This window comes from Agrobacterium sp. LMR679, from assembly GCF_027157905.1.
In the GTDB taxonomy this organism is placed as follows: domain Bacteria; phylum Pseudomonadota; class Alphaproteobacteria; order Rhizobiales; family Rhizobiaceae; genus Agrobacterium; species Agrobacterium leguminum.
Genome location: NZ_JAPVOJ010000002.1, coordinates 223175 through 246954, shown reverse-complemented (window position 1 = coordinate 246954; position 23780 = coordinate 223175). Strand labels below are relative to the sequence as shown.

General features: G+C 60.5%; 25 protein-coding genes and 1 pseudogene. 15 read left to right on the top strand and 11 right to left on the bottom strand.

Annotation, left to right across the window (positions count from 1 at the left end; translation table 11 throughout):
* Positions 1-6: 6 nt before the first annotated feature.
* Both O3W47_RS12070 and serB read right to left on the bottom strand, forming a co-directional pair.
* Positions 7-571: pseudogene (locus O3W47_RS12070) on the bottom strand (GNAT family N-acetyltransferase).
* Positions 568-1458, bottom strand: a complete 891-nt coding sequence (gene serB, locus O3W47_RS12065) for a phosphoserine phosphatase SerB (protein WP_174023723.1) — start codon at positions 1456-1458, stop codon at positions 568-570. The pseudogene O3W47_RS12070 and the gene serB overlap by 4 nt, the downstream one beginning before the upstream one ends.
* Here serB and miaA point away from each other — a divergent pair.
* On the top strand, positions 1457-2353 hold the full coding sequence (gene miaA, locus O3W47_RS12060; protein WP_262533185.1) for a tRNA (adenosine(37)-N6)-dimethylallyltransferase MiaA: 897 nt from the start codon (positions 1457-1459) through the stop codon (positions 2351-2353). The genes serB and miaA overlap by 2 nt on opposite strands.
* A gap of 9 nt (positions 2354-2362) precedes the next feature.
* Here the strand turns inward: miaA and O3W47_RS12055 are convergent, their stop codons facing one another.
* Positions 2363-4372, bottom strand: coding sequence for an ATP-binding protein (locus O3W47_RS12055; RefSeq protein ID WP_269313833.1), 2010 nt, complete (start codon positions 4370-4372; stop codon positions 2363-2365).
* A gap of 382 nt (positions 4373-4754) precedes the next feature.
* Here O3W47_RS12055 and O3W47_RS12050 point away from each other — a divergent pair, with 382 nt between their 5' ends.
* From O3W47_RS12050 to O3W47_RS12035, 4 genes are all read left to right on the top strand, one after another.
* Positions 4755-6548, top strand: a complete 1794-nt coding sequence (locus tag O3W47_RS12050; RefSeq protein ID WP_035239227.1) for an acetolactate synthase 3 large subunit — start codon at positions 4755-4757, stop codon at positions 6546-6548.
* 19 nt (positions 6549-6567) lie between these two features.
* A complete protein-coding gene (ilvN, locus tag O3W47_RS12045; protein WP_003522378.1) occupies positions 6568-7140 on the top strand; it encodes an acetolactate synthase small subunit in 573 nt (190 codons plus the stop codon).
* 131 nt (positions 7141-7271) lie between these two features.
* On the top strand, positions 7272-7640 hold the full coding sequence (locus tag O3W47_RS12040) for an ArsR/SmtB family transcription factor (protein ID WP_137004357.1): 369 nt from the start codon (positions 7272-7274) through the stop codon (positions 7638-7640).
* Positions 7633-8163, top strand: coding sequence for an SRPBCC family protein (locus O3W47_RS12035; protein WP_080851498.1), 531 nt, complete (start codon positions 7633-7635; stop codon positions 8161-8163). The genes O3W47_RS12040 and O3W47_RS12035 overlap by 8 nt, the downstream gene beginning before the upstream one ends.
* 173 nt (positions 8164-8336) lie before the next feature.
* Here the strand turns inward: O3W47_RS12035 and O3W47_RS12030 are convergent, their stop codons facing one another.
* Positions 8337-9182 (bottom strand): aldo/keto reductase, encoded by an 846-nt coding sequence (locus O3W47_RS12030; RefSeq protein WP_269313832.1) that lies wholly within the window; start codon positions 9180-9182, stop codon positions 8337-8339.
* A gap of 164 nt (positions 9183-9346) precedes the next feature.
* On the opposite strand from O3W47_RS12030, the gene O3W47_RS12025 reads away from it, so the two are divergent.
* Entirely contained in the window at positions 9347-9940 is a 594-nt protein-coding gene (locus tag O3W47_RS12025; RefSeq protein WP_080856548.1) for a LysE family translocator, read from the top strand.
* Positions 9941-9946: 6 nt separating this feature from the next.
* Here O3W47_RS12025 and O3W47_RS12020 read toward each other — a convergent pair whose 3' ends face one another.
* From O3W47_RS12020 to O3W47_RS12010, 3 genes are read right to left on the bottom strand one after another with little or no spacing between them, the layout of a single operon-like run.
* Entirely contained in the window at positions 9947-10735 is a 789-nt protein-coding gene (locus tag O3W47_RS12020) for an anti-sigma factor family protein (protein WP_269313831.1), read from the bottom strand.
* Positions 10732-11289 carry an RNA polymerase sigma factor gene (locus O3W47_RS12015; protein WP_269313830.1) on the bottom strand — a complete coding sequence of 186 codons (558 nt, stop codon included), beginning with the start codon at positions 11287-11289 and terminating at the stop codon, positions 10732-10734. The genes O3W47_RS12020 and O3W47_RS12015 overlap by 4 nt, the downstream gene beginning before the upstream one ends.
* Positions 11273-11653, bottom strand: coding sequence for a COG4315 family predicted lipoprotein (locus tag O3W47_RS12010; protein WP_080818673.1), 381 nt, complete (start codon positions 11651-11653; stop codon positions 11273-11275). The genes O3W47_RS12015 and O3W47_RS12010 overlap by 17 nt, the downstream gene beginning before the upstream one ends.
* Positions 11654-11794: 141 nt before the next feature.
* Here O3W47_RS12010 and O3W47_RS12005 point away from each other — a divergent pair, with 141 nt between their 5' ends.
* From O3W47_RS12005 to O3W47_RS11995, 3 genes are all read left to right on the top strand, one after another.
* Positions 11795-12154: an ArsR/SmtB family transcription factor gene (locus tag O3W47_RS12005; protein WP_162936619.1), complete on the top strand. Its 360-nt coding sequence runs from the start codon at positions 11795-11797 to the stop codon at positions 12152-12154.
* On the top strand, positions 12151-12633 hold the full coding sequence (locus tag O3W47_RS12000) for an SRPBCC family protein (RefSeq protein ID WP_080856544.1): 483 nt from the start codon (positions 12151-12153) through the stop codon (positions 12631-12633). Before O3W47_RS12005 ends, O3W47_RS12000 begins: the two co-directional genes overlap by 4 nt.
* A gap of 78 nt (positions 12634-12711) precedes the next feature.
* Positions 12712-13839: an ATP-dependent DNA helicase gene (locus O3W47_RS11995; protein ID WP_127757230.1), complete on the top strand. Its 1128-nt coding sequence runs from the start codon at positions 12712-12714 to the stop codon at positions 13837-13839.
* A gap of 6 nt (positions 13840-13845) precedes the next feature.
* Here the strand turns inward: O3W47_RS11995 and O3W47_RS11990 are convergent, their stop codons facing one another.
* Positions 13846-14544 (bottom strand): MerR family transcriptional regulator, encoded by a 699-nt coding sequence (locus tag O3W47_RS11990; RefSeq protein WP_137453001.1) that lies wholly within the window; start codon positions 14542-14544, stop codon positions 13846-13848.
* 236 nt (positions 14545-14780) lie between these two features.
* On the opposite strand from O3W47_RS11990, the gene O3W47_RS11985 reads away from it, so the two are divergent.
* Together O3W47_RS11985 and O3W47_RS11980 are read left to right on the top strand one after the other, a co-directional pair.
* Positions 14781-15536, top strand: a complete 756-nt coding sequence (locus O3W47_RS11985) for a pyridoxine 5'-phosphate synthase (protein ID WP_269313828.1) — start codon at positions 14781-14783, stop codon at positions 15534-15536.
* A gap of 72 nt (positions 15537-15608) precedes the next feature.
* On the top strand, positions 15609-16874 hold the full coding sequence (locus tag O3W47_RS11980; RefSeq protein ID WP_269313827.1) for an NAD(P)/FAD-dependent oxidoreductase: 1266 nt from the start codon (positions 15609-15611) through the stop codon (positions 16872-16874).
* A 226-nt stretch (positions 16875-17100) separates the two neighbouring features.
* Here the strand turns inward: O3W47_RS11980 and O3W47_RS11975 are convergent, their stop codons facing one another.
* Entirely contained in the window at positions 17101-18147 is a 1047-nt protein-coding gene (locus O3W47_RS11975) for an NAD(P)-dependent alcohol dehydrogenase (protein ID WP_269313826.1), read from the bottom strand.
* 189 nt (positions 18148-18336) lie between these two features.
* Here O3W47_RS11975 and O3W47_RS11970 point away from each other — a divergent pair, with 189 nt between their 5' ends.
* Positions 18337-19275: an AraC family transcriptional regulator gene (locus O3W47_RS11970; protein WP_137453004.1), complete on the top strand. Its 939-nt coding sequence runs from the start codon at positions 18337-18339 to the stop codon at positions 19273-19275.
* Between the two features lie 59 nt (positions 19276-19334).
* Here O3W47_RS11970 and O3W47_RS11965 read toward each other — a convergent pair whose 3' ends face one another.
* A complete protein-coding gene (locus O3W47_RS11965) occupies positions 19335-20219 on the bottom strand; it encodes an SDR family oxidoreductase (RefSeq protein WP_269314829.1) in 885 nt (294 codons plus the stop codon).
* Between the two features lie 111 nt (positions 20220-20330).
* Between O3W47_RS11965 and O3W47_RS11960 the strand changes: the two genes are divergently transcribed.
* The 3 genes from O3W47_RS11960 (at position 20331) to ilvC (ending at position 22615) form a co-directional block, all read left to right on the top strand.
* Complete coding sequence (locus O3W47_RS11960; RefSeq protein ID WP_080816571.1) at positions 20331-20744, top strand: winged helix-turn-helix transcriptional regulator; 414 nt, start codon at positions 20331-20333, stop codon at positions 20742-20744.
* Positions 20745-20892: 148 nt separating this feature from the next.
* Complete coding sequence (locus O3W47_RS11955; protein WP_003507581.1) at positions 20893-21546, top strand: TetR/AcrR family transcriptional regulator; 654 nt, start codon at positions 20893-20895, stop codon at positions 21544-21546.
* A 49-nt stretch (positions 21547-21595) separates the two neighbouring features.
* Complete coding sequence (gene ilvC / locus O3W47_RS11950; RefSeq protein WP_137453006.1) at positions 21596-22615, top strand: ketol-acid reductoisomerase; 1020 nt, start codon at positions 21596-21598, stop codon at positions 22613-22615.
* A gap of 69 nt (positions 22616-22684) precedes the next feature.
* Here the strand turns inward: ilvC and O3W47_RS11945 are convergent, their stop codons facing one another.
* Entirely contained in the window at positions 22685-23716 is a 1032-nt protein-coding gene (locus O3W47_RS11945; RefSeq protein WP_127757226.1) for an endonuclease/exonuclease/phosphatase family protein, read from the bottom strand.
* Between the last annotated feature and the right edge of the window lie 64 nt (positions 23717-23780).

The window sequence follows — 23780 nt, the reverse complement described above, 5'->3', positions numbered from 1 at the left end:
GGTTTCTTATCGCGCCCGCCATTCCTCCAGCGTCAGCGCATAGGTGACGTGCGGCCGCAGATGCGGATGTGTCTCTTCCGGTACGCGCGGATGGTCGAAGTCGCGGGAAGGATCGCGCTTCAGGCCGATGCGCTCCATCACCGCCGTCGAACGGTGGTTGTCGTGGACGGCGAAGGAGACGATTTCCGGCGTTTCCTTTTCATCGAAGGCCATGACGAGCAGCGACTGCGCCGCTTCCGTGACATAGCCGTGGCCCCAGAAGCGGGTGGCGAGCCGCCAGCCGATCTCCATGGTGCCGACCGGGAAGGGCGGATCGAGGTTCATGACCGGGGGAGATGCCGCAGAAGCCCATGACCTCGCCGGTTTCGCGCAGTTCCATCGCATAAAAACCATAGCCGCTGCCGCGGATCATGCCGTTGATGGTTTCCAGCACGGCGTCCGCTTCCGCATGGCTGCGGCGGAAGGGGAAAAACTCCATGACCTTTTCGTCGGCGTTGATTTCGCGGAACAGGTCACGGTCGCTCTCCTTCCACTCGCGCAGAATGAGTCGTGGCGTCTCTCGGATAATCATGGAGTGACAAAATCCGTCTTGCGATAGCCCTGGATGTAAAGAAGCGCGGTCAGGTCGCCATGGTCGATGCGCATCTGCGCCTCGGCGGCCACGGCCGGCTTGGCGTGCAGGGCAACGCCTGCGCCGGCCAGATGCAGCATGCCGAGATCGTTGGCGCCATCGCCGACCGCCATTGCCTCTTCCGGCGAGATGCCGAGCCTTGCGGCGATATCGTTCAGCGCATCCACCTTGGCCTGTTTGCCGAGGATCGGTTCGGCAACGGTGCCATCAAGCTCGCCATTGGCTTCGCCGAGCAGATTGGCGCGGTTCTCGTCAAAACCCAGCATGGCGGCGACGCGGCCGGTGAAGACGGTGAAGCCGCCGGAAACGAGGGCGGTGTAATAGCCCTTGCCCTTCATGGTGGCGATCAGCTCCTTGCCGCCGGGGGTAAGCGTGATGCGCTTTTCGATGACATCGTCGATCACCGAGACAGGCAGGCCCTTCAGCAGCGCCACACGTTCCCGCAGTGCGGGTTCGAAGGCGATCTCGCCATTCATGGCGCGGGCGGTAATGGCGGAAACTTTTTCCTTCAGCCCGACTTCGGCGGCCAGCTCATCAATGCATTCCTGGCCGATCATGGTCGAATCCATATCGGCGATCAGCAGTTTCTTGCGGCGCTGATCCTGTTCCTGGATGACGATATCGATCGGTTTTCCGACAAGCGTGGCTGCAATAGCACTGCGAGCCTGTTCGGCTGCGGTGCCGGAAGGCAGGGCGATATCGCAGGCGATGCCATCGGCCAGCCAATAAAGGCCCGATGCGTTGACGGCCTTTGCGGCCGCCTCGCCGAGGGCCGGTGTCAGAACAGGATTTGACGGATTGGCGATAAGCGTGGCAACGAGAGCCATGATGAAAAACCTTGATGAGAATTTTGATGCGATCCTGATAACCGGCCCGACGGCAAGCGGCAAGTCCGCGCTTGCGCTTCGTCTGGCGCGGGAGCGGGACGGCGTCGTCATCAATGCCGACAGCATGCAGGTTTACGACACGCTGCGGGTGCTGACCGCGCGGCCGTCCGAAGACGAGATGGAAGGCGTGCCGCATCTTCTCTACGGTCATGTGCCGGCGAGCAGCCTCTATTCAACCGGCGAATGGCTGCGGGACATTTCCGCCCTGCTTGCGGATTTGCGCGGGCAGGGGCGTTTGCCCGTCATCGTCGGCGGTACGGGGCTTTATTTCAAGGCGCTGACGGGCGGGCTTTCCGATATGCCCGCCATTCCGGATGACATCCGCGATGGGCTGCGTGCCCGGCTGATCGGGGAGGGGGCGGCTGCGCTCCATGCCGAACTCGCACGGCACGATCCGGCCATGGCGGATATGCTGCAGCCGGGAGACGGCCAGCGTATCGTCCGGGCGCTGGAGGTGCTCAAGGCGACCGGAAAGTCGATCCGGGATTTTCAGCGCGCCAGCGGCCCGATGATCGTCGATCCCGACCGGGCGCAAAAATTCGTCGTCCTGCCGGAAAGGCCGGTGCTGCATGACTGCATCAACCGGCGTTTCGAGATGATGATGGATAGCGGGGCGGTGGAGGAGGTGGAGGCGCTTCTCGCGCTCAACCTCGCATCCGATGCCACCGCAATGAAGGCGATCGGCGTTGCCCAGATCGCCGATATGCTGGCCGGGCGCATCGGCGAGGCGGAGGTCATCGAAAAATCGGCGGCCGCGACCCGTCAATATGCCAAACGGCAGATGACCTGGTTCCGCAACCAGATGGGAGACGACTGGAGACGTATCCAGCCGTGAGAGCGCCCGTCAGTCTTTCCGGTAGAGACTGCCGAGCGGCTTCTTCAGCAGGCTTTCGCGGAGCGAGGGACGTGCATCGCCGGGCGGCGGGCCATTCTGCGCCTGCATCTGGAAACTCGCCTTGCGCAATTCGTTGACCGCGCCGGAGGCGGCATCGGTTGCCGCCGGATTTGGCGATGCGGAGAGCGTGCGGCCGGGCAGCATGTCCGGGCGGTAGGGCTCGTATCCCTCTGGTGCGGCCGTTCCCAGTTCCCGCTTCCAGCGGTCGATGTCGTCCGTTTCCCGTGGTGCGGCTGCCGGCTCCGGCAGATCGGAAAAGGCTGCCTCGACGCTTTGCTGGAAGCCGGTGATAACAGGCTTGGCCGTGGCGCGCATGCGGGTGACGATGTTGTTCAGATCGACGGTGTCAGGGGTTTCATGGTTCGCATGGCTGATGGTGCCGCTTGCTTTCGGCAATTTGGCCGTGGCCACGCGGTCGAAACGCATGCGCATCGGTACATTGACGGCCTCGCCAAAGGCGATGGCCTCGCCATTGCCGATGGAAGACAGAAAGCTGGTGGTCGAGGTCGATGCGTTCGGTACGGCGGAGAGAATGATCTTCTGGTCGATCTCGTTCGACAGCCGCATGGCAAAAACGGTCGAGCATTGCGACAGGATGGTCTGGTCCAGCTCGCTTGGCCGCTGGCTGATGACGCCGAGCGAAATGCCGTATTTACGGCCTTCCTTGGCGATCTGGGCAATGGATTGCCGGGTGGGGAAAAAGCCGCGCTCGGGGTCGGCGGGCACATAACGGTGCGCTTCCTCGCAGACGACAAGCATATGCAGCGAGCCGCGCGCCAGCACCGCCAGTTCGAAAGACATGCGGCAGAGGACGGAGACCACCGAATTCACCACTTCGGAGGGGATGCCGGAAAGCTGGAACACCGAAATCGGCTTGCCTTCCCCGGGAATGCGGAAAATATGCGCGACCGTCTCCAGAATGGTGTCGCTGATCGTATTGCTGGAGAACATGAAATTGTAGCGCGTGTCGTTGATGGCCGAGAGGATGCGGCCTTTCAGCGAGCGCAGCGCGGGTTTTTCGCCACGCCCTTCCAGCCGGCCGATACGCTCGTCGATGAGGGCGAGAAGATCGGCCATGCGATAGGGCACCGGCGTATCCGGCGTGATCGCGCTCTTGTCGGAGGTGCGACGCACGGCGGAACCCTCGGTGCCGCGAAATGCCTTTTTTGCTTCCGGAACAAGGTCGCGAAGGACGTCCATTTCTTCAGGTACGGGCTTGCGGCCGCGGAAAATCACTTCCGCAAATTCCTCAAGGCGCATCAGCCAGAAGGGAAGATCCAGCGTATCGGTGTCGATGACGACCGAATGATCGGGAAAGGCGGCCGCGAATTCATTATGCGGATCGAGAATGAGGACGCGCAGCTTCGGGTCGGTCTCGATCGCCTTGTTCAGAAGCAGCGAGACGGCGGTGGTCTTGCCCACGCCCGTCGAGCCGACGACGGCGAAATGTTTGGCGAGCATCTGGGGAATGCTGATGGTGGCGTTGATCGTATCGTCCTGCGTCAGCCGGCCGATCGTGCAGGCGTCGCGCTTGCCGCTGTCGTAAATCTTGGCAAGATCGCTGGTGCGGATGCGATGTGCCACTGCACCGAGATAGGGGTAACGGGAAATGCCGGTGGAAAAGCGCTCGCTGCCGTCCTCGGTGCGATAGACTTCGCCAACCAGTTCAACCTCGATCAGCAGCCTGTTCGGCCTGTCCGCCGCCCAATAGTCCTCGCCGGTTCGCATGGAAAAGACCAGCGCTGCGACACGGCTCGTACCCATTTCGATGGAGATCAGGCGTCCGACGGACCAGAGCTGCGAGACATCGGTGGTGCCGGGTTCGGTCTCGGCAGCGATGGTGGCGTGCGCACCGTTACAGGCGATGACGCGGCCCAGCATGCGGTTCGCCGGCTGCTGGCCGGATCGCCGTTCGTTTTCGTCCATGCGGGACGCATTATGAAACGTGTCGTTACTCACATTTTTTCCCGGTACATGCGGATGATCGCGGTGGTTCGGGCAGTATCTGCGTTCTCGATATTAAAAGATTATGCTTAACAACATGTGTATCGGCTGCGTTCGAAAATTTCGCGCAAGCAGCCTTTCTGGTAATAAAAGAAGGCGGCGGCGATTTTTTCCCGCAATATGCGTTGACGGCTGGCGCTTTTGTGGCTAACACTCCGGCCCATGAAAAATCTTAACGTACTTATCGTGGTGGGACGGCGCATGGGCAGGATGATGTAACCATCCGGCGAAAGCACCCATGCGCTGAACGAGGCTCCTCTAGGGGCCTTTTTTTATGTCTTCAAACAGGCCCTCGGGCTCCTCGATATCCAAAGCCAAAGCGGGATGGAAACAGGCAATGACGGATAAGGACAATACGGAAAACAGCAATCGCATGACAGGTGCGGAGATCGTTCTGCAGGCGCTGAAGGACAATGGCGTCGAGCACATCTTCGGTTATCCTGGCGGTGCCGTGCTTCCGATCTATGACGAGATTTTCCAGCAGGAAGACATCCAGCATATCCTCGTGCGCCACGAGCAGGGCGCTGGCCACGCCGCCGAAGGTTATGCCCGTTCCACCGGCAAGGTCGGCGTCATGCTCGTCACCTCCGGCCCCGGCGCGACCAATGCGGTCACCCCGCTGCAGGATGCGCTGATGGATTCCATTCCGCTCGTCTGCCTGTCCGGCCAGGTTCCCACCACGCTCATCGGTTCCGATGCGTTCCAGGAATGCGATACCGTCGGTATCACGCGCCCCTGCACCAAGCACAACTGGCTGGTCAAGGACGTCAACGAGCTGGCGGGCATCATCCATGAAGCCTTCCGCATCGCGCAGACGGGTCGTCCCGGTCCTGTCGTCGTCGATATTCCGAAGGACATCCAGTTCGCCACCGGTACCTACACGCCGCCCTCCGCCGCCACCCAGCATGAGAGCTACAAGCCGAAGGTTCAGGGCGATCTGAACGCCATTCATGCCGCCATCGACCTGATGTCGAAGGCGAAGAAGCCGGTTTTCTATACCGGCGGCGGCGTCATCAATTCCGGCCCGGAGGCAACCCGGCTGCTGCGCGAACTGGTCGAGCTGACCGGCTTCCCGATCACCTCGACGCTGATGGGTCTCGGCGCCTATCCGGCTTCCGGCAAGAACTGGCTCGGCATGCTGGGCATGCACGGTTCCTACGAAGCCAATATGACGATGCATGATTGCGACGTTCTGGTCTGCGTCGGCGCGCGTTTCGACGACCGAATTACCGGCCGCATCAATGCGTTTTCGCCGAATTCGAAGAAGATCCATATCGATATCGACCCGTCCTCGATCAACAAGACGGTTCGCGTCGACGTGCCGATCATCGGCGATGTCAGCCATGTTCTGGAGGATATGGTTCGCCTGTGGCGCGCTCTGCCGAAGAAGGTTGAGAAGGCGCAGACGGCTGACTGGTGGGCGCAGATCGAGCGTTGGCGCGCCCGCAATTCCTTCGCCTACAAGAACTCCAACGATGTCATCATGCCGCAATATGCCTTGCAGCGGCTTTATGAGGCGTCGAAGGGCCGCGACACCTATATCACCACCGAAGTCGGCCAGCATCAGATGTGGGCGGCGCAGTTCTTCGGTTTCGAGGAGCCGAACCACTGGATGACCTCGGGCGGTCTCGGCACCATGGGTTACGGCCTGCCGGCGGCCATCGGCGTTCAGGTCGCGCATCCGGACGCGCTGGTCATCGATATTGCCGGTGACGCCTCGATCCAGATGTGCATTCAGGAAATGTCCTGCGCCATCCAGTACGGTCTGCCGGTGAAGATCTTCATCCTCAACAACCAGTATATGGGCATGGTGCGCCAATGGCAGCAGCTGCTGCATGGCAACCGCCTGTCCAACTCCTATACGGAAGCCATGCCCGATTTCGTCAAGCTGGCGGAAGCCTATGGCGCGGTCGGCATGTATTGCGACGATCCGAAGGAACTGGACGACAAGATTGCAGAAATGATCGCGGTCAAGAAGCCGGTCATTTTCGATTGCCGCGTCGCCAATCTTGCCAATTGCTTCCCGATGATCCCGTCTGGTAAAGCCCACAACGAGATGCTGTTGCCGGATGAGGCGACGGATGAAGCGGTTGCCAACGCCATTGACGCCAAGGGCCGTCAGCTAGTCTGAGCCGGGAGAGGAAAAGGACATGAACGCACACCTACAACCCACCGGCTCGGCCTATTTCATCCAGAAGGAAACGGCTGCCGTCGAAAATCACACGCTGTCGGTTCTCGTCAGCAACGAGCCGGGCGTTCTCGCCCGGGTCATCGGCCTGTTTTCCGGCCGCGGCTACAACATCGAAAGCCTGACGGTTTCGGAAACGGAACATGAGGCGCATCTGTCGCGCATCACCATCGTTACGCGCGGCACGCCCATCGTGCTGGAGCAGATCAAGGCGCAGCTTGAGCGCATCGTGCCGGTGCACCGGGTTCTCGATCTCACCGTTCGCGCCCGCGAACTGGGGCAGGAACGGCCGATCGAGCGCGAAGTGGCGCTCATCAAGGTCGCCGGTTCCGGCGAGGACCGTGCCGAGACGCTGCGCCTTGCCGATGCGTTTCAGGCCAAGGTAGTGGATGCGACGGTGGAGCATTTCATCTTCGAGATCACCGGCAAGTCGTCGAAGATCGACCAGTTTGTGGCGATCATCAAGCCGCTCGGCCTGATCGAGATTTGCCGCACCGGTATCGCGGCGATGAATCGCGGCCCACAGGGGATGTAACCTCCATATCCGGAGCATATGCTGGAATATAAGCCCGCGGTTCGCCGCGGGTTTTTTTATGGCTTCGCCCGGATCGGCATATATTCAACCATATGGTTGACTTTCCGGGGCGGCAGTCTATATTCAACAACATGGTTGAATTATCCGCTTCACATCTCGATACCGTCTTTCATGCCCTTGGCGACGCCACGCGGCGCACGATGCTACGCGATCTTTCCCTTGGTGAGCGAACGGTGAGCCAGTTGGCCCGGCCGTTCGACATATCGCTCGCTGCCGCCTCGAAACATATCAAGGCGCTGGAAAATGCGGGGCTTATCCGCCGCGAGGTGAGGGGGCGCATCCATGTCTGCCGCCTTGCGCCGGAACCGTTGGCGCAGGCGCATGAATGGCTCGATTTCTACCGACAGTTCTGGGGCAGCCGCCTCGATATTCTTGAGCAAATGCTCAGGGAGGATGATCAGGGAAAAATCCCTGCAGATGGAGGAAATGACAATGGCTGATATTGCAATGCCTGACGCCTATGGCCGTCTTGTCGAACCGACGACCCTGAAGATCGAACGGCTGCTGCCGGGGCCGATCGAGCGGGTATGGGCCTATCTGACACAAAGCGAACTTCGCCGTCGCTGGCTGGCTTCCGGCGAAATGCGGCTTGCGCCCGATGCGCCGTTCGAACTCGTCTGGCGTAACGATGAGCTTTCCGATCCGCCGGGCCGTCGCCCGGAAGGCTTTTCCGAAGAGCACAGGATGGCGTCCCGCATCATCACCGTCGTTCCGCCGCACCGCCTTGTCTTCAGTTGGGGCGAGGGCGCGGAGGTATCCATCGAGCTTCAGGCTCTGGGCAAGGACGTGCTTCTGACGCTGGTCCATCGCCGGCTTGCGGATCGCACGACCAAGCTCAATGTCAGCGCCGGCTGGCACGTGCACCTCGATATTCTCGCTGCCCGGCTTCAGGAAGAGGAGCCAGGACCCTTCTGGGATACCTGGCTGGGGCTGAAAGAGGAATATGAACACCGTATACCGTGATGAAGCGCGGTGCGTTTTCATGGTCTGACGGCGCGGCTTGTCGCGCCGTTTGGTCTGGTCTGGGACTGATGACGCATCCCCGAACAACGGGCCTGCTTTTCGGCCTGGCGTTCACATTCCGATTCAACCGCTTGAGCGATTGATTCCGAAGTGTTTCGTAACCCTCTGTTACCTCACAGCATTTCCAGCGAGGTCTTGCGCGTTGGCGGCGGGAAGACGGCGTCGAGAGCGGCCCAGTCTTCCTCAGTTATTTCAAGATCGGTCGCGCCGCGATTTTCCTCGACACGGGAAACGCTGGCGGATTTAGGAATGGCGATGACGCCGTCCCTCTCCAGAAGAAAGGCGAGCGCCAGTTGCGCCGGTGTCGCCTGATAGGCCTTGGCGATGCGGATGAGTTCGTGGTTCTTCAAGATGCGGCCCTGCTCGATGGGGGAATAGGCCATCAGCGGCACGCCGCGCTCCTGGCACCAGGGCAGCAGCGAAAACTCCGGCCCACGCCGGGACAGATTGTAAAGCACCTGATTGGCGGCGCAGTTCTTGCCGCCGGGAACCGCGAAAAGCTCCTCCATGTCGTCGGTGTCGAAATTGGAGACGCCCCAGTCGCCGATCTTGCCGTCGCTCTTCAGCCTTTCGAAAGCCGCCACGGTTTCCGCAAGCGAATGCTCGCCGCGCCAGTGCAGCAGATAGAGGTCGATATGGTCGGTGCCGAGCCTTGCAAGGCTGCGCTCGCAGGCCTCCGCCGTGCCTCTTTCGCTGGCGTTCCAGGGATAGACCTTGCTGACCAGAAACACGTCCTGTCGACGACCGGCGATGGCCGCGCCGACCACCTCTTCCGATCTGCCGTCCGCATACATTTCCGCCGTGTCGATCAGCGTCATGCCGAGATCGATCGCCTTGCAGATGCTTTCGACCTCCTGCGGCGCGGATGATCTCGTCTCCCCCATGTTCCAGGTGCCGAGGCCAAGGGCCGGAACCTCTTTTCCGGAGGGCAGGGTGACGGAAGGAATATCGTCATACATGGGTTCGCTCCAGCGGTTGGTAATCGGACAATAGAACTTTGTTCCGACTTCTCAAAGCCGGCATGGAGAGGATCGATCCATCAAAAAAATTGACCTCGGCCATCGATCCGGCGGGGTGGCCTGATGTTGGCCCGGCGGATAGGATTTCGGCTCAAGGAGAAATCATGACTGTCGAAACTCTTGTCGCGCTGGTGCTGTTTGCCTTCACCACATCCATCACGCCCGGCCCGAACAATATGATGCTTTTTGCCTCCGGCGTGAATTTCGGTTTCCGCCGCACCATCCCGCATATGCTGGGCATCGGGGCGGGGTTCCTGTCGCTGCTGATTGGGGTCGGCTTCGGTCTCGGCGCGTTGTTGCATTCGGTGCCCGTGCTTTACACCGGGCTGAAATTCGCAGGCGGGCTCTATCTCGTCTGGATCGCGTGGAAGATCGGTACCTCCCGCAGCCTGAGCGAGGGTTCGGCCGCATCGGAGCCGATGAGTTTCCTTGCCGCAGCCGCCTTTCAGTGGGTCAATCCCAAGGCGTGGGTGATGGCGGTGACGGCAATGGCGACCTATACGGATGAGCGGCAATATTTCCTCACCGTGCTTGTCGTCGGCGTGGCCTTCGCCGCGGTCAATCTTCCCAGCGTTTCCACCTGGGCCGGTTTCGGCTCGGCATTGCGGGAATGGCTGGCGGTGCCGGTCCGGCTCAAATGGTTCAATATCACCATGGCCGTGCTTCTCGTCATCAGCCTCTGGCCGATGTTGAAATAACGATCTTCACGTCGGGAACTGCCGGTAACATTCCTCGGCGATTGCCTGCACCTCGTCGCGCGTCAGCTCGGCGGACACGGCGTAACCCAGTTCATTGTCGATCCAGTAGAAGGTCTCGATGCCGTCGGCGCTGGCCATGCGGAAGCTGGTGGTGCGGTTTTCCTCGTTGTGGCCGATCAGCACCGTCACCCGACGGCCGGTCTTGTCCTGATACATCAGCATCGCGCCCGGTTTGCCGCTGACGGGGATAAGACGCCCGCCGACGAGGTCATATCCGATCTTCGAGAGATCGGGTATTGTAAAGGGGTAACCGAGCCGCTTGCCGAGCCATGTGGCGAGATGCTGTTGTTCTCCCGCGCCGACTTCGACGGGATGGCGCACCTCGCTCGCATAGATGAGATAGGCGGATTTCGCCTGCGCCGGAATATCCGTCGTCAGCGACGCCAGCGTCACGTCCTGCGGTGTGGAAAAAGACGGCGGCAGAAGCCTGCCCGCCGCAGCACCCGCCACGAAGATCAAAAGGGCCGCCGCTGTTTGCAGGAGAACCGGTTTTGCCCGCCATGCGCGGTCCTTCTTTTGCGGGCTGAGCATCGATGCATCATGCGGATGTGCGGCGGCATAGGAGGCGAAGGCATTGCGCAGAATATCGGCCTGTTTTCTCCATTCCTCCACGCGGGCCTGCTCTTCCGGCCTTTCCGCCAGCCAGGCCTCGACAGCCGCGCGGTCATCGTCGGAAAGAAGTCCGTCGACATAGGCGTGCAGATCGTCTTCGGTTATGGCCTCTAGCCGTTTCATCTTGGTCTCCGCAGGGGAATGATATTATCCGCCGCCAGATGCTGGCGAAGGGTTTCGCGGGCGCGGGACAGTCTGGACATGACGGTGCCGAGCGGGATGGACAATGTCTCGGCCGCCTCCTGATAGCTGTAGCCTTCCACCGTCACCAGCATCAGCACGGCGCGCATGTCCGGCGAAAGAAGGGCGAGTGCGCCGTGCAGCCGGTCGTTCTCCAGCGTGTCGGAGAGCGTCTCCGCGCCGGCGATGCTCTCATGGCCGTCCAGGCTCTCGGACGGGTGGCGTTTCTCGGCGCGGTGGCGGTTACGATAAAGATTCGTCATTATCGTGTAAGCCCATGATTTCAAACCCGTTCCGCGCCATTGCCTTTTATTGGCCAGCGCCTTTTCCACGCAGTCCTGCAAGAGGTCCTCGCCATCGGCATCTGAACGGGAAAGGCTGCGGGAATAACGGCGCAGCATGGGCATCAGCGCCAGCATTTCGGTTTCGAAGCTGCCGGCTGCGGGGGAATGGTTCCCCCGCTTTTCGTCCTTCATGCCATCAGGGTTTTGCGGCATCCCATACACCGTTCACACCATCACCGGTGGCATCGCCCTTCTTGGTATCCTTGACCCAGTAATAAAGCGGCATGCCATCCTTTGCCCACTGCATCTTGCCATCCTTGCGCTTCACGAGGGAATAGGCGCCCTCGGCCTTGTCGCTGGCGGCTGCGAAAAACGGCGGCCAGTTCACCGCGCATTTGTCATAACAATTGGATACGCCCTTCTTGTCGTTCTTGAAAGTGTAGAGCGTCATGCCTTTTTCGCCCGCCAGCACATCGCCCTTGGCGGTCTTGACGGTTTCGACCATAGGGGCGGCGTAGGCCGTTCCGGCAAAAGCCAGAACGAGGGCGGGAACGATAAAGCGGATCTTCATGGACATATCCTCCTTGGTTCGGGCGGCCTCTGCCGCCAGCACATCAAGAGACACCGCAACCCGACGGATTATTCCCTGCGGCAAAGAATTTTCGCGATTTTTAAACTTATCCATTGAGCTAACTATTTCGACGTGATAGTTAGCCTTATGGAAAACTATTCAGCCGCGCTCGACGATATCTTCCAGTCTCTTGCCGATCCGACCCGCAGGGCGGTGATCCTGAGGCTGGGCGGCGGGGAGGCGAGCATCGGAACGCTGGCCGAGCCCTTCGACATGGCCCTGCCATCCTTCATGAAACATATCCGCCAGCTGGAAGAGGCGGGGCTGATCGTGACGCGCAAGCAGGGGCGTGTCCGGTTCTGTTCCCTGGAGAAGCAGAGGTTCTCCATGCTCGATGGCTGGTTGTCGCAACAACGCGCCATCTGGGAAGGCCGCACGGACCGGCTCGAACAATTCGTCATGGCGCAACAGGACAGGATGTCCAGCAAAGGGGAGAATGACCAATGACCGAGACTTTCAATCCCGATCTCGATCTGAAGATTTCACGCATCATCAGGGCGCCGCGCCGGCTCGTCTGGAATGCCTGGACGGACAAGGCCAGCCTCGAACAATGGTGGGTGCCGCATCCCGGCCAATGCCGGGTCGACCGCATGGAGCTCCATCCCGGCGGCGCCTTCGAAACGCGCTATAGCGAGGACGGCACGGCCTTCGGTCCGCATGTCAAAGGATGTTTTCTGGCGGTGGATCATGAGCAGCGTCTGGTTTTTACCGACGCGCTGACGGCGGGTTTTCGCCCCTCCGCCCAGCCGTTCCTCACCGCCGTGATGACATTTCGCGATCACCCCGACGGCATGGAATATGTGGCCTATGCCATGCACAACAATCTTGAGGATCGCGACAGGCACGCGGAGATGGGCTTCTTCGACGGCTGGAACACGGTTGCGGAGCAATTGGCGCAACTTGTCGAGCGACAGGCGGTCAATTGAGCCTTCATATTGGCGAGATGATTCATCTTTCGTTCTTTTTCTGTTGCGCATGACGCTCGAATCCTGCGATGAGGGCGCATGTTATTTTCACCGCAACAGGACGAAGCGCTGAAGGCTGTTTCCCGCTGGCTTAAGGAAGGCCGGACGCCGGTTTTCCGGCTGTTCGGTTATGCCGGAACCGGCAAGACGACGCTTGCCAAGCATTTCGCGGAAAATGTCGATGGCGAGGTGCTGTTTGCGGCCTTCACCGGCAAGGCGGCGCAGGTGCTGCGCTCACGCGGGGCCACCAATGCCCGCACCATCCATTCGCTGATCTATCGCCCGCGCGGCGAAGAAACGGTGGAAGACGAGGAAACCGGCAAGACTTCGATCGCGCCGATGTTCTCCATCAACCGCCAGAGCCCGCTCGCCAAGGCGGCGCTCATCATCATCGATGAATGTTCGATGGTGGACGAGCAGCTCGGCAGGGACCTGATGAGCTTCGGCACGCCGATCCTCGTGCTCGGCGATCCCGGCCAGCTGCCGCCGGTTTCGGGCGGCGGTTTCTTCACCGAGCAGGAGCCGGACTATCTGCTGTCGGAAATCCATCGCCAGGCCAAGGACAATCCCATCATCCATCTCGCCATGGACGTGCGGGAGGGCCGGGAGATCATGCGCGGCGATTACGGGACCGCGCAGGTGATTTCCAAGTCCGAAGTGACGCAGTCGCTCGTGCTCGAGGCCGATCAAGTGCTCGTCGGCACCAACCGCACCCGCCGCCGCTACAATCAGCGGCTTCGCGAGCTGAAGGGTTTTACCGCCGATTACCCGCAATCCGGTGACAAGCTGGTCTGCCTCCGGAACGATCCGGCCAAGGGGCTGCTCAACGGTTCGCTCTGGCAGGTGATGAGTTCATCGCGCGAGACGGTGAAGCCCGGCATCAACCTGATGATCCGGCCTGAAGACGACGATATGGATCGCGGCGCGGCCAAGATCAAATTGCTGAAGGCGGCCTTCGAGGATGTGGAGACGGAAATTCCGTGGTCCACGCGCAAGCGTTATGACGAATTCGATTTCGGCTATGCGCTGACCGTGCACAAGGCGCAGGGTTCGCAGTGGAACAACGTGGTTCTTTTCGACGAGAGCTATGCTTTCCGGGACTCGCGCGAGAGGTGGCTTTACACCGCCATTACCCGCGCGGCGGAGACACTGACCATCGTTCGTTGATCGTGACTATGCGCGGATGACGCCGAGCAGAACCGCCTTGGCGACCGCCTGAAAGCGGTTGCTGGCATTGAACTTGCCGATGATCTTCGCCTCGAGAACATTAAGGTCGCTGCCCGAAAGACCAAGGGCGCGGGCGAGCCGCACCGGCGCATAACCCTCCGCCATCAGTTCCAGGCATTTGCGTTCGGTGTCGGTGAGGGCGATGTCCTTTGCCGGGCCCCGTTCCGCGCCATCCATGCCGTCCGCATCGGTGTCAGTGACCAGCAGTTCCTCGATCTGCTGGGCCTGGCGCTGAAGGGTGGAAAGCTCGGCCGTCAATTCCCGCTTCCGCTGCCGCAGCGCGGCGTGGAATATATCGTCCGCCTCGCTTTGCGAGAGCGAACGGACGAATTTTTCCATGATCTCGGTAATGGCGGCGACGGAAATGCCCACTTCGCGGCAGACGTTGATGACGGCCATGCGCTGGACGTTGCGGTGGGTGTAGACCCGCATCTGGCCGATGCGCTTCGAGGTCAGCAGCGCCTTTTCTTCGTAAAAATGCAGCGTCCGGTGGGTCACCCCGAAGATATTGGCCATGTCGGCGATGGGCACGGGTTCCGCGGGCAGGGAGGAGGGCAGGCTTATATCCGGTAGAAAGCTGCTGATCCTTAGATTGGGTTTGTCCTCGTCGCCGTGACTTTCGAACGGCATCCGGCCATCCTGCATTGTCTCCCCCTTCGCGCTCTTTGACAGTGTGCCTGCCTTTTTAAAGGTGTCCGTTGCTTGTTCCCCCAAGACGGACATGTTTTCCGATCAAGACCTCATGCCAAACGCTACATCAGAACCGTAACGTGTATTGCCTGTTTTCGTTCCCGCAATAATAAAAAATTTGCCGGCCTCCTTGCGATTGGCCTCAACCTGCGTGAAACAGGATGTCAATTCCGAACCGGAGCCACGATGCCATGCCCGCAAAACTTTCTGTCAATCTGAACGCAATTGCCATGTTACGCAACCGCCGCGATCTTCCATGGCCGGATGTCGCGCATTTCGGGCATATTGCACTGGCGGCGGGGGCAAGCGGGCTGACTGTACACCCGCGGCCAGATCAGCGCCATATCCGCTTTTCCGATCTGCCGGCGCTGCGCGCCCTGATCGACGACAGTTTTCCCGGCGCGGAATTCAATATCGAAGGTTATCCGAGCGAGGATTTCCTCGTGCTTTGCGAGAAGACCCAGCCGGAGCAGGTAACGCTGGTGCCTGACGACCCGTCGCAGGCGACGTCCGACCATGGCTGGGATGTCCGCAAGCACGCCGTTTTCCTGAAAGACGTGGTGGGACGCCTGAAGGCCGGCGGCATGCGCGTCTCGCTTTTTGCCGATGGCGATGGCGAACGCGAGCCGATGGAACTGGCCGCCGAGACGGGTGCGGCGCGCATCGAACTTTACACCGGCCCCTATGGCGGCTGTTTTGACGATCCGCAAAAGGGTGAGGCGCTTCTCGAAAAGCTCGGGCAGACGGCGGATCATGCAAGAGCGCTCGGACTTGCCGTCAATGCCGGCCATGATCTCACTGTCGCAAACCTGCCCAGGCTGATGAAACGTATCCCTTATCTGGCTGAGGTTTCCATCGGTCACGCGCTGACGGCGGATGCGCTTGAATATGGCATGGCTGAAACAGTCCGGCGTTTTTGTCACGCCTGCGGTCAGCCTATTTCATAACCAAAGTCAATTTTTTCGCCTATGCTTTGGCCGCGCATGCTCCGTGCGCGAGCTTTTGAAGGCAGAAGACATATGCAAGAACATCACGTTGTCGTCGTGGGTGGAGGCTTCGGCGGTTTGCAACTGGTACACGGGCTGGAGGGGGCCCCTGTCCGCATCACACTGATTGATCGTCGCAATCACCACCTGTTCCAGCCATTGCTTTATCAGGTTGCGACGACGGCTCTGGCGACATCCGAAATCGCCTGGCCGATCCGCCATCTCTATCGCGACCGCAAGGAAGTCACGACCCTGCTTGCAGAAGTGACCGGCGTGGACCGTGCGGCGCGGACCGTGCATCTGAATTCGGGTCAGGTCATCGGTTTCGATACGCTGGTGCTGGCCACCGGCGCCCGCCACGCCTATTTCGGCCGCGACGAGTGGGAGCGCTCCGCCCCCGGTCTCAAGACGCTTGAAGATGCGACGACAATCCGCCGCCGCCTGCTTCTGGCTTTCGAGCGGGCCGAACTCGCCACCAGCGAAGAGGAACGGCAGGCGCTGCTGACTTTCGTCATCATCGGCGCAGGCCCGACGGGCGTGGAAATGGCAGGCATGATCGCGGAGCTGGCGCACAAGGCGCTGCCGGCGGAATTCCGCAATGTGGATACCAGAAAGACCCGGGTGCTGCTCGTCGAGGCTGGCCCTCGCGTTCTCCCGGTCTTCACGGAAGACCTTTCTGCCTATGCGAAGGAAGCGCTCGAAAAACTTGGCGTCGAGGTTCTGCTCGGCACGCCGGTGACAGCCTGCAGCGATGAGGGCGTGACGGTGGGCGAGACCTATTACCCCTGCCGCACCGTGGTCTGGGCCGCCGGCGTGCAGGCGTCGCCCGCCGCAAAATGGCTCAACGCCGCCGCCGACCGGGCGGGACGCGCTGTTGTCGGGCCGCATCTTCATCTGGAAGACGACCCGAATATCTTCGTTATCGGCGATACGGCCGCCGTCAATCAGGAAAACGGCAAGCCGGTGCCGGGCATTGCGCCTGCGGCAAAGCAGCAGGGCGCCTATGTTGCGAAGGTCATCAAGGCGCGGCTGGCCGGCCAGCCGTCACCGCCGCCGTTCCGCTACAGCCATCAGGGCAATCTGGCGACCATCGGCAAACGCGCGGCGGTGATCGATTTCGGCCGGTTCAAGCTCAAGGGTGTGCTGGCGTGGTGGATATGGGGGCTTGCCCACATCTACTTCCTGATCGGAACCCGGTCACGGCTTGCCGTGGCTTGGAGCTGGCTGTGGATTTACCTGAGCGGCCAGCACAGTGCGCGGCTGATTACTCAGAAAGAGACGCTGAAGGATGAGGCCTGAGGGTCAGGCGGGCAAATGATAGGGGCGGGAAGCATGGCTTCCCGCCCTTGTGTTATGACAGCTGCGCCAGACTACTCCTCCGTCATGCCGGACTTGATCCGGCATCCAGCCGCCGCGCGTCTGCGCGGCGAGAAGAGTTTTCAGCCCAAGGACTTGGGCTGGCTGGACCCCGGATCTAGTCCGGGGTGACGGAGTGTGGATGGGGCGGGTTTGCCCAATCCAAGGCTCACGCGTCGAGCGATGCCATGTCGATGACGAAGCGATACCGCACATCGCTCTTCAGCACGCGCTCATAGGCTTCGTTGACGTCCTGGATATTGATCGTCTCGATCTCCGAGACGATGTTGTGCTCGCCGCAGAAATCCAGCATTTCCTGGGTTTCCTTGATCGAACCGATCATCGAGCCGGACAGGTTCTTCGCACCGAAGATCAGCGCGAAGGCGTGGACCGGGATCGGATGTTCCGGCGCACCGACGACGACCATGCTGCCCTTGGGCTTCAGGAGGCCGAGATAGGCATTCCAGTCGATGGCGACGCCGGCCGTGCAGATGATCAGGTCGAAGGTGCCGGCCAGCTTCTCGAAGGTCGAGGCGTCGCTGGTGGCGTAATATTCCTTCGCGCCGAGCTTCAGGCCGTCTTCCTTCTTCGACAGCGTCTGGGAAAGCACGGTGATATCCGCACCCATGGCCGCACCGAGCTTGACGCCCATATGGCCAAGGCCGCCCATACCGACGATCGCGACCTTCTGGCCGGGACCGGCATTCCAGCGGCGCAGCGGCGAATAAAGTGTAATGCCGGCGCAGAGAAGCGGTGCGGAAGCGTCGAGCGGCAGGTTGTCCGGGATCGACAGGACGTAACCTTCCTTGACGACGATCGAGTCGGAATAACCGCCATGGGTCGCGGTCTTCGTGAAGGGATCGACGTCGTTATAGGTCTGGACGAGGCCGGGCATGTAATGCTCGTTGTCGAGATCGCGGGCGGCGCAGCCGACGCAGGAATCGACGAAGCAGCCGACGCCGACATGGTCGCCGACCTTGAACTTCGTGACCTTGGAACCGACGGCTTTCACGACGCCGGCGATTTCATGGCCGGGAACGATCGGGTAGACGGCGTTCTTCCATTCGTTACGGACGGTGTGGATGTCCGAGTGGCAGATGCCGGCATATTTGATGTCGATGACGACGTCGTCATCGTTCGGCTCGCGGCGTTCGAAGGTGAACGGGGTAAGCGGCTTGGACGCGTCGGTCGCAGCGTAACCTCTAGCAATAGCCATCTGAATATCCTTTCGGGGGTTGGGGACGACGGAATATGCGATGGAAGCGCGAGGCAGCGTTAGAGCGATCCTCCGAGCTTTTTGCACGATCCTGCAAAAATATGGTGGCGCACTCTTTGCGCGGGCCGCGCGGCTTTCTAGATAAAAGGCAGCAGACGCACCTCTTCCTTCAGTTAAGGGATTTCCCCTATGTCCTTGCCGTTCAATGTCTATCAGGAGATTGCCTCCATTGCCGCGCGGCATGCTACCCAGGACGGCGAGGTGCAGACGGCAATCGACTCCCTCGGCATCAGCAGGCGTACGACGCCGAGTGCGCCTTGCCACGGCAGCTATCGCCCCTGTCTCGCCCTGGTGATCCAGGGCTCGAAAAGCGTTCAATTGGGAACGGACACCATCAATTATGGCGCGGGGGATTATCTCCTGACCTCGCTCGATCTGCCGGTTGCATGGCGCGTGGTGGAGGCGAGCAGGGAGGTGCCGCATTTCTGCATTGCGCTTGCTATCGACAGCGAGAAGCTGCTCGATCTCATGCGGCGTGTACCTATCGATCCGCCTGCCGAGCCGGCGAATGCGCAGCGCGGCATCGTCGTCAATACCGCCACGCCGGAACTTCTCGATGCGGCTATCCGCCTGTTGCGCCTGCTCGACCGTCCGGCGGACATCGCGGCCATGGCGCCGCTGATCGAACAGGAAATCCTCTACCGCATTCTGACCGGACCGGCGGGCGGGCAGCTTATGAACATCATCGCGGCCGGCAGCCATGGCAACCGCATCGCCCGCGCCATCGCCTGGCTGCGCGAGAATTTCGCACGCCAGTTGCGCATCGAGGATCTCGCCGATCATATCGGCATGAGCGTCTCGTCCTTCCACCACCACTTCAAGACGATCACGGCCATGACGCCGGTTCAGTACCAGAAGCAGCTGCGCCTGCATGAGGCGCGGCGGCTGATGCTGCTGGAGCGGCTGGATGCGGGCACTGCCGGCCACCGCGTCGGTTATCAGAGCCCGTCGCAGTTCAGCCGCGAATATAGCCGTTTCTACGGGTTGTCGCCGTCGCGGGATATCGATGCTTCGCGTGAGATTATCGCGGCGGAACAGGCTGTTTCGCCCTCGACCCTTCGGGCTTGAGCATAGGTCGTTGTTTTAAGGCCCGTTCCTTCCCGGAGGGGACGGAACGGGCCGGCATTTCAGCCGAGCAGCGCGGATCTATGCGCGCTGAAGAAATCCGCTGCGGATTGCGGCGTCGCGCCCGTCAGCGTTTCGAAGTCTCGGGTCACGATGTCGAAGTTTCCGGCGGCGATATTGGCGTCGGCGGAGGCAATCATGCCGGCAATGATTTCCGGCAATCCCGTTGCCGCTATTGCCTGCTTGAGCTGTTCGGGCGTGACCTGCACCACGGCAAGCGGCTTGCCCGTCGCCTCGCTTATCAGGGAAGCCAGCCCGTCGGCTGTCGATGTTTCAGTTCCGGTTAGCGTATAGGTCCGGTTTTCCGCCGGTTTCAGCAGGGCGGCGGCAGCGGCATGGGCGCAGTCTTCACGGGAAATATCTGCGACCCTGCCGTTGCCCCGCGCGGTGAACCATTGGCCGTTTTTCAGATTTTGCGGCATGCCGTGCAGGTGGTTGTCGAAATACCAGGCATTGCGAAGAATGGTGTAGGGCAGGCCGCTTGCCTTGATCGTTGTTTCCGTTCCCAGATGATCGGGTGCGAAGCTGACGAGAGATTTGTCGGGGCTTGGCATCGACGTATAGGCGATATGCCGGATGCCGGCTTTTGCGGCGGCCTCCACCGCCGTTTGATGTTGTCTGAGGCGAAGGCCGGGGACCATGAGCGCGTCGGTGGAGATGACCAGCAGCGTGTCGATGCCGGAAAAGGCCGCGTCAAGCGAAGCCGGGTCGTCGAAATCCGCCCGTCTTACTTCGATGCCCTTTGCAGCAAGGGCGGAGAGCCGGGATATGTCGCGGGTGGCGGCGACGATACTGGCGGCGGGGACATGGTGGGTTTCCAGGAGGTGGCGAATGACGGCCTGTCCAAGCTGTCCGGCGGCGCCGGTCACCAGAATTCTGCTCATGATTTCTATCCTTTCGGTGGTCTCAAAAAGAGAGCAGCACTAAAATAGGAATTGCCGAAACGCTGTAAAGAAGGCAGGTTCTGTGCGGATCGTTACCAAAAGGGAACCATGCTTATGAACGTTGCCGGGCCCACAAGGCAGGAAAACAGGCTGGACGAGGCCTTTGGGCTGGTGTTTTCCGCCACCAGTCTTGCCGATTGCCCCGTGCGGGATGTCATGAACCAGATCGGCGGCAAATGGTCCACTTTGCTGTTAGGGGCGATAGCATCGAAGCCCTACCGTTTCGGCGAACTGCGGCGCATGGTGCCGGATATTTCCCAGCGCATGCTGACCCAGACGCTGCGTGATTTGCAGCGCGAAGGTTATATTCACCGGCAGGTCTTTCCGACGAAGCCGCCGAGCGTGGAATACAGCATTACTCCGCTCGGGGCGTCGCTCTACGCGCCGCTTAAAGTCGTCATTCAGTGGGCGCTCGACAATCACGATGCGATACGCGAGGCGAGAAGCCGGTACGATATCGAGAACTGAATGCTGGCGTCTGCCGCGCTTCATGGTGCAGCGCGTCAATTCTCGTCCTCCTCTGAAGAATCCGCTTGACCGGGAAGCTGCCTCCGCTTAAATGGCGCTCGAACCGTACCGTACGGTACATTAATCGAGCCCCTGGAGTGGAAAAGACTTGGCTTCCGACCCGATCACAGCGCAGGAATTTTCGCCGCGCCAGAACGCCGTTCTGGATCAGGCATTGCGTCTATTGGTCGAGGGCGGCGAGAAAGCGCTCACTACATCCGGGCTGGCGCGCGCTGCAAACTGTTCCAAGGAAAGCCTCTATAAGTGGTTCGGTGACCGGGACGGCCTGCTGGCGGCAATGATCACCTTTCAGCAGAGCAAGGTCCGCACCTTCGAAAAGGCGGGCGACCGCGTTTCCGCGCCGCAGCTTGCCGATCATCTCGAGGTTTTCGCGCATGATCTGCTGGATGTGCTGGCGGGTGACGTGTCACTGGCGCTTAACCGTCTGGCGATAGGGCAGGCGAGCCGTGACGGCTCGAAGCTCGGCGATCTTTTACTAGAACGCGGCCGTCGCCAGATCGACCGCCGCGCCCGTGGACTGATCGAGGCGGGTCGCCGTTCCGGCTACCTGCGTTTCGATGACGCTGAAGAGGCGTATCGCAGTTTTTACGGTCTCATCGTTTCGGATCTGCATGTGCGCATGCTGCTGGGCGAGGCGCCGGACAAGGATTTTTCCGCCCGGGCAAAGAAGGCGGTCGTCGCCTTTCTGACGCTCTACGGCACGGAAAAGGTACATTCGGAACTCAGCGGCAAACCCGCCTGAGATTCCGGTTCAGACAACTGAGAGACAAGCATTAGGGAAGGACCATAAAATGCGCGTTTATTATGATCGTGATGCCGATCTCAATCTCATCAAGGCGAAGAATGTCGTCATCGTTGGTTACGGCTCCCAGGGCCGCGCCCATGCGTTGAACCTTAAGGATTCCGGCGCCAAGAACGTCGTCATCGCCCTGAAGGCCGGTTCGCCGACCGTCAAGAAGGCAGAAGCCGACGGCTTCAAGGTTATGACGGTTGCCGAAGCCGCCAAGTGGGGCGACCTCCTGATGATGGCGACGCCGGACGAACTTCAGGCCGACATCTACAAGGCCGACATCGCCGGCAACATCCGTGATGGCGCTGCTATCGCTTTCGCACACGGCCTCAACGTTCACTTCGGCCTCATCGAGCCGAAGGCATCGCTCGACGTCGTCATGATCGCACCGAAGGGCCCCGGCCACACGGTTCGTGGCGAATACCAGAAGGGCGGCGGCGTTCCCTGCCTCGTTGCCGTTCACCAGAACGCTTCGGGCAACGCGCTTGAACTCGCTCTCTCCTACGCCTGCGGCGTTGGCGGCGGCCGTTCGGGCATCATCGAAACCAACTTCAAGGAAGAGTGCGAAACCGACCTCTTCGGCGAACAGGTCGTTCTCTGCGGTGGTCTCGTCGAGCTCATCCGCGCCGGTTTCGAAACCCTGGTTGAAGCCGGTTACGCACCGGAAATGGCCTATTTCGAGTGCCTGCACGAAGTGAAGCTGATCGTCGACCTGATCTATGAAGGCGGCATCGCCAACATGAACTACTCGATCTCCAACACGGCCGAGTGGGGCGAATACGTCACCGGTCCGCGCATCATCACCGCCGACACCAAGGCTGAAATGAAGCGCGTCCTGCACGACATCCAGACCGGCAAGTTCACCTCCGAGTGGATGCAGGAATGGAAGGCCGGCGCTGCCCGCTTCAAGGGTATCCGTCGCAACAACGACGCCCACCAGATCGAAGAAGTCGGCGCCAAGCTGCGCGGCATGATGCCCTGGATCGGCAAGAACAAGCTGGTCGACAAGGCTGTCAACTAAGCTTCATTGACTGGTAGAGAACAGGAAGGCCGGAGCGAAAGCTCCGGCCTTTTTGTTTTCGATGTGCCGTCACACGATGGCGTCGTCTTCCTCGATGACAACGGAAACGGGGAAGTGATCGGAAAAACCACCGAGATTTACGTTTTTGACCGCATCACCTTTCGACAGGCCGAAGCGGATCGGTCCCTCATTCTTGCTGTGGCTGACCATGGCGGCAATCGCTTCGATTTTTGCCGTCTCCTCACGCGCCTTGAAACCGCTGCTACCGGTCAGAAGCGATCGGGAAACGAGGATCTGATCGAAGATATTGGCGTCTCCGTTGAAATAGAGCGTGCCGTAGATCGTTCTTGCCGTGCCGACGGAATCGACCACCGGCTGGCGCAGGTAATTCCAGGTGAGATTGTAGAACATCGCCGATTGCGAATTTTCGACATCGTCGCGCTCGCGGGTGGAGTTGGCGTGGTAGCGCAGCGATGCATCGGAAGGATCGTCGTTGAAGTCGCCGAAGGCGATGACGGCGATGTCGTTGCCTTTCTCTTCGCGAATTCGCTGATGCCAATAGCCCAGCGTTTCACCGGCCGTCATGCGAAAACCGGCGCTTTCCACCGCGCCGCCAGAGCGCGACGGCCAGTGATTGGAGAGCGCGATAAGCTGGCGACCGCCTTTGGTGATGAAGGTGCATTGGGTAATGTCGCGCGTGCCGGTGCGGCGCATCACGAAATGGCTGAAAATCTCGTTTTCGTTGATCAGCAGCTTTTTGCTGTCATAGATGAAGGCGGTATCGATGCCGCGCTGGTCCTTGCTGGAATCGGCATGCACGACCCGATAGGCGCGCGCGGGCATGAGGTCGTTCAGATGTTCCGCCAGCGTCTCCAGAACGAAACGGTTCTCGACTTCGCACACACCGAGCAGATCCGGCCCCGCGCCGCCGATCTGGCTTATGATCAGACCGAGCTGTTTGACCTTGGTTTTGAACAGGTCCTCGGTCCAGCCTTTCAGATCGTTCTTCAGCCGCTCGGCAATCCACGGCTCGCGCGCCGGATAACCCTCCGGCGCAAACAGGTTTTCGACATTCCAGAACGCCAGGACATATTGGGTCATGATCCGCACACCTCCGGTTGGATTTTCAAGCCTAGTGGAAGTTTTTGTCATAACAACTTGAAAT

Bases quoted from the DNA above. Each gene is read 5' to 3' on its own strand.
- O3W47_RS12000 (WP_080856544.1), top strand. From the start codon at position 12,151: ATGACCGAGACTTTCAATCCCGATCTCGATCTGAAGATTTCACGCATC.
- O3W47_RS11975 (WP_269313826.1), bottom strand. From the start codon at position 18,147: ATGGCTATTGCTAGAGGTTACGCTGCGACCGACGCGTCCAAGCCGCTT.
- O3W47_RS11995 (WP_127757230.1), top strand. From the start codon at position 12,712: ATGTTATTTTCACCGCAACAGGACGAAGCGCTGAAGGCTGTTTCCCGC.
- O3W47_RS11970 (WP_137453004.1), top strand. From the start codon at position 18,337: ATGTCCTTGCCGTTCAATGTCTATCAGGAGATTGCCTCCATTGCCGCG.
- O3W47_RS11985 (WP_269313828.1), top strand. From the start codon at position 14,781: ATGCCCGCAAAACTTTCTGTCAATCTGAACGCAATTGCCATGTTACGC.
- O3W47_RS11980 (WP_269313827.1), top strand. From the start codon at position 15,609: ATGCAAGAACATCACGTTGTCGTCGTGGGTGGAGGCTTCGGCGGTTTG.
- O3W47_RS12035 (WP_080851498.1), top strand. From the start codon at position 7,633: ATGGCTGATATTGCAATGCCTGACGCCTATGGCCGTCTTGTCGAACCG.
- O3W47_RS12025 (WP_080856548.1), top strand. From the start codon at position 9,347: ATGACTGTCGAAACTCTTGTCGCGCTGGTGCTGTTTGCCTTCACCACA.
- O3W47_RS12010 (WP_080818673.1), bottom strand. From the start codon at position 11,653: ATGTCCATGAAGATCCGCTTTATCGTTCCCGCCCTCGTTCTGGCTTTT.
- O3W47_RS11945 (WP_127757226.1), bottom strand. From the start codon at position 23,716: ATGACCCAATATGTCCTGGCGTTCTGGAATGTCGAAAACCTGTTTGCG.
- O3W47_RS12015 (WP_269313830.1), bottom strand. From the start codon at position 11,289: ATGCCGCAAAACCCTGATGGCATGAAGGACGAAAAGCGGGGGAACCAT.
- O3W47_RS12020 (WP_269313831.1), bottom strand. From the start codon at position 10,735: ATGAAACGGCTAGAGGCCATAACCGAAGACGATCTGCACGCCTATGTC.
- serB (WP_174023723.1), bottom strand. From the start codon at position 1,458: ATGGCTCTCGTTGCCACGCTTATCGCCAATCCGTCAAATCCTGTTCTG.
- O3W47_RS12030 (WP_269313832.1), bottom strand. From the start codon at position 9,182: ATGTATGACGATATTCCTTCCGTCACCCTGCCCTCCGGAAAAGAGGTT.
- O3W47_RS12040 (WP_137004357.1), top strand. From the start codon at position 7,272: ATGGTTGAATTATCCGCTTCACATCTCGATACCGTCTTTCATGCCCTT.
- miaA (WP_262533185.1), top strand. From the start codon at position 1,457: ATGATGAAAAACCTTGATGAGAATTTTGATGCGATCCTGATAACCGGC.
- O3W47_RS12005 (WP_162936619.1), top strand. From the start codon at position 11,795: ATGGAAAACTATTCAGCCGCGCTCGACGATATCTTCCAGTCTCTTGCC.
- ilvN (WP_003522378.1), top strand. From the start codon at position 6,568: ATGAACGCACACCTACAACCCACCGGCTCGGCCTATTTCATCCAGAAG.
- O3W47_RS11960 (WP_080816571.1), top strand. From the start codon at position 20,331: ATGAACGTTGCCGGGCCCACAAGGCAGGAAAACAGGCTGGACGAGGCC.
- O3W47_RS12050 (WP_035239227.1), top strand. From the start codon at position 4,755: ATGACGGATAAGGACAATACGGAAAACAGCAATCGCATGACAGGTGCG.
- O3W47_RS11990 (WP_137453001.1), bottom strand. From the start codon at position 14,544: ATGCAGGATGGCCGGATGCCGTTCGAAAGTCACGGCGACGAGGACAAA.
- ilvC (WP_137453006.1), top strand. From the start codon at position 21,596: ATGCGCGTTTATTATGATCGTGATGCCGATCTCAATCTCATCAAGGCG.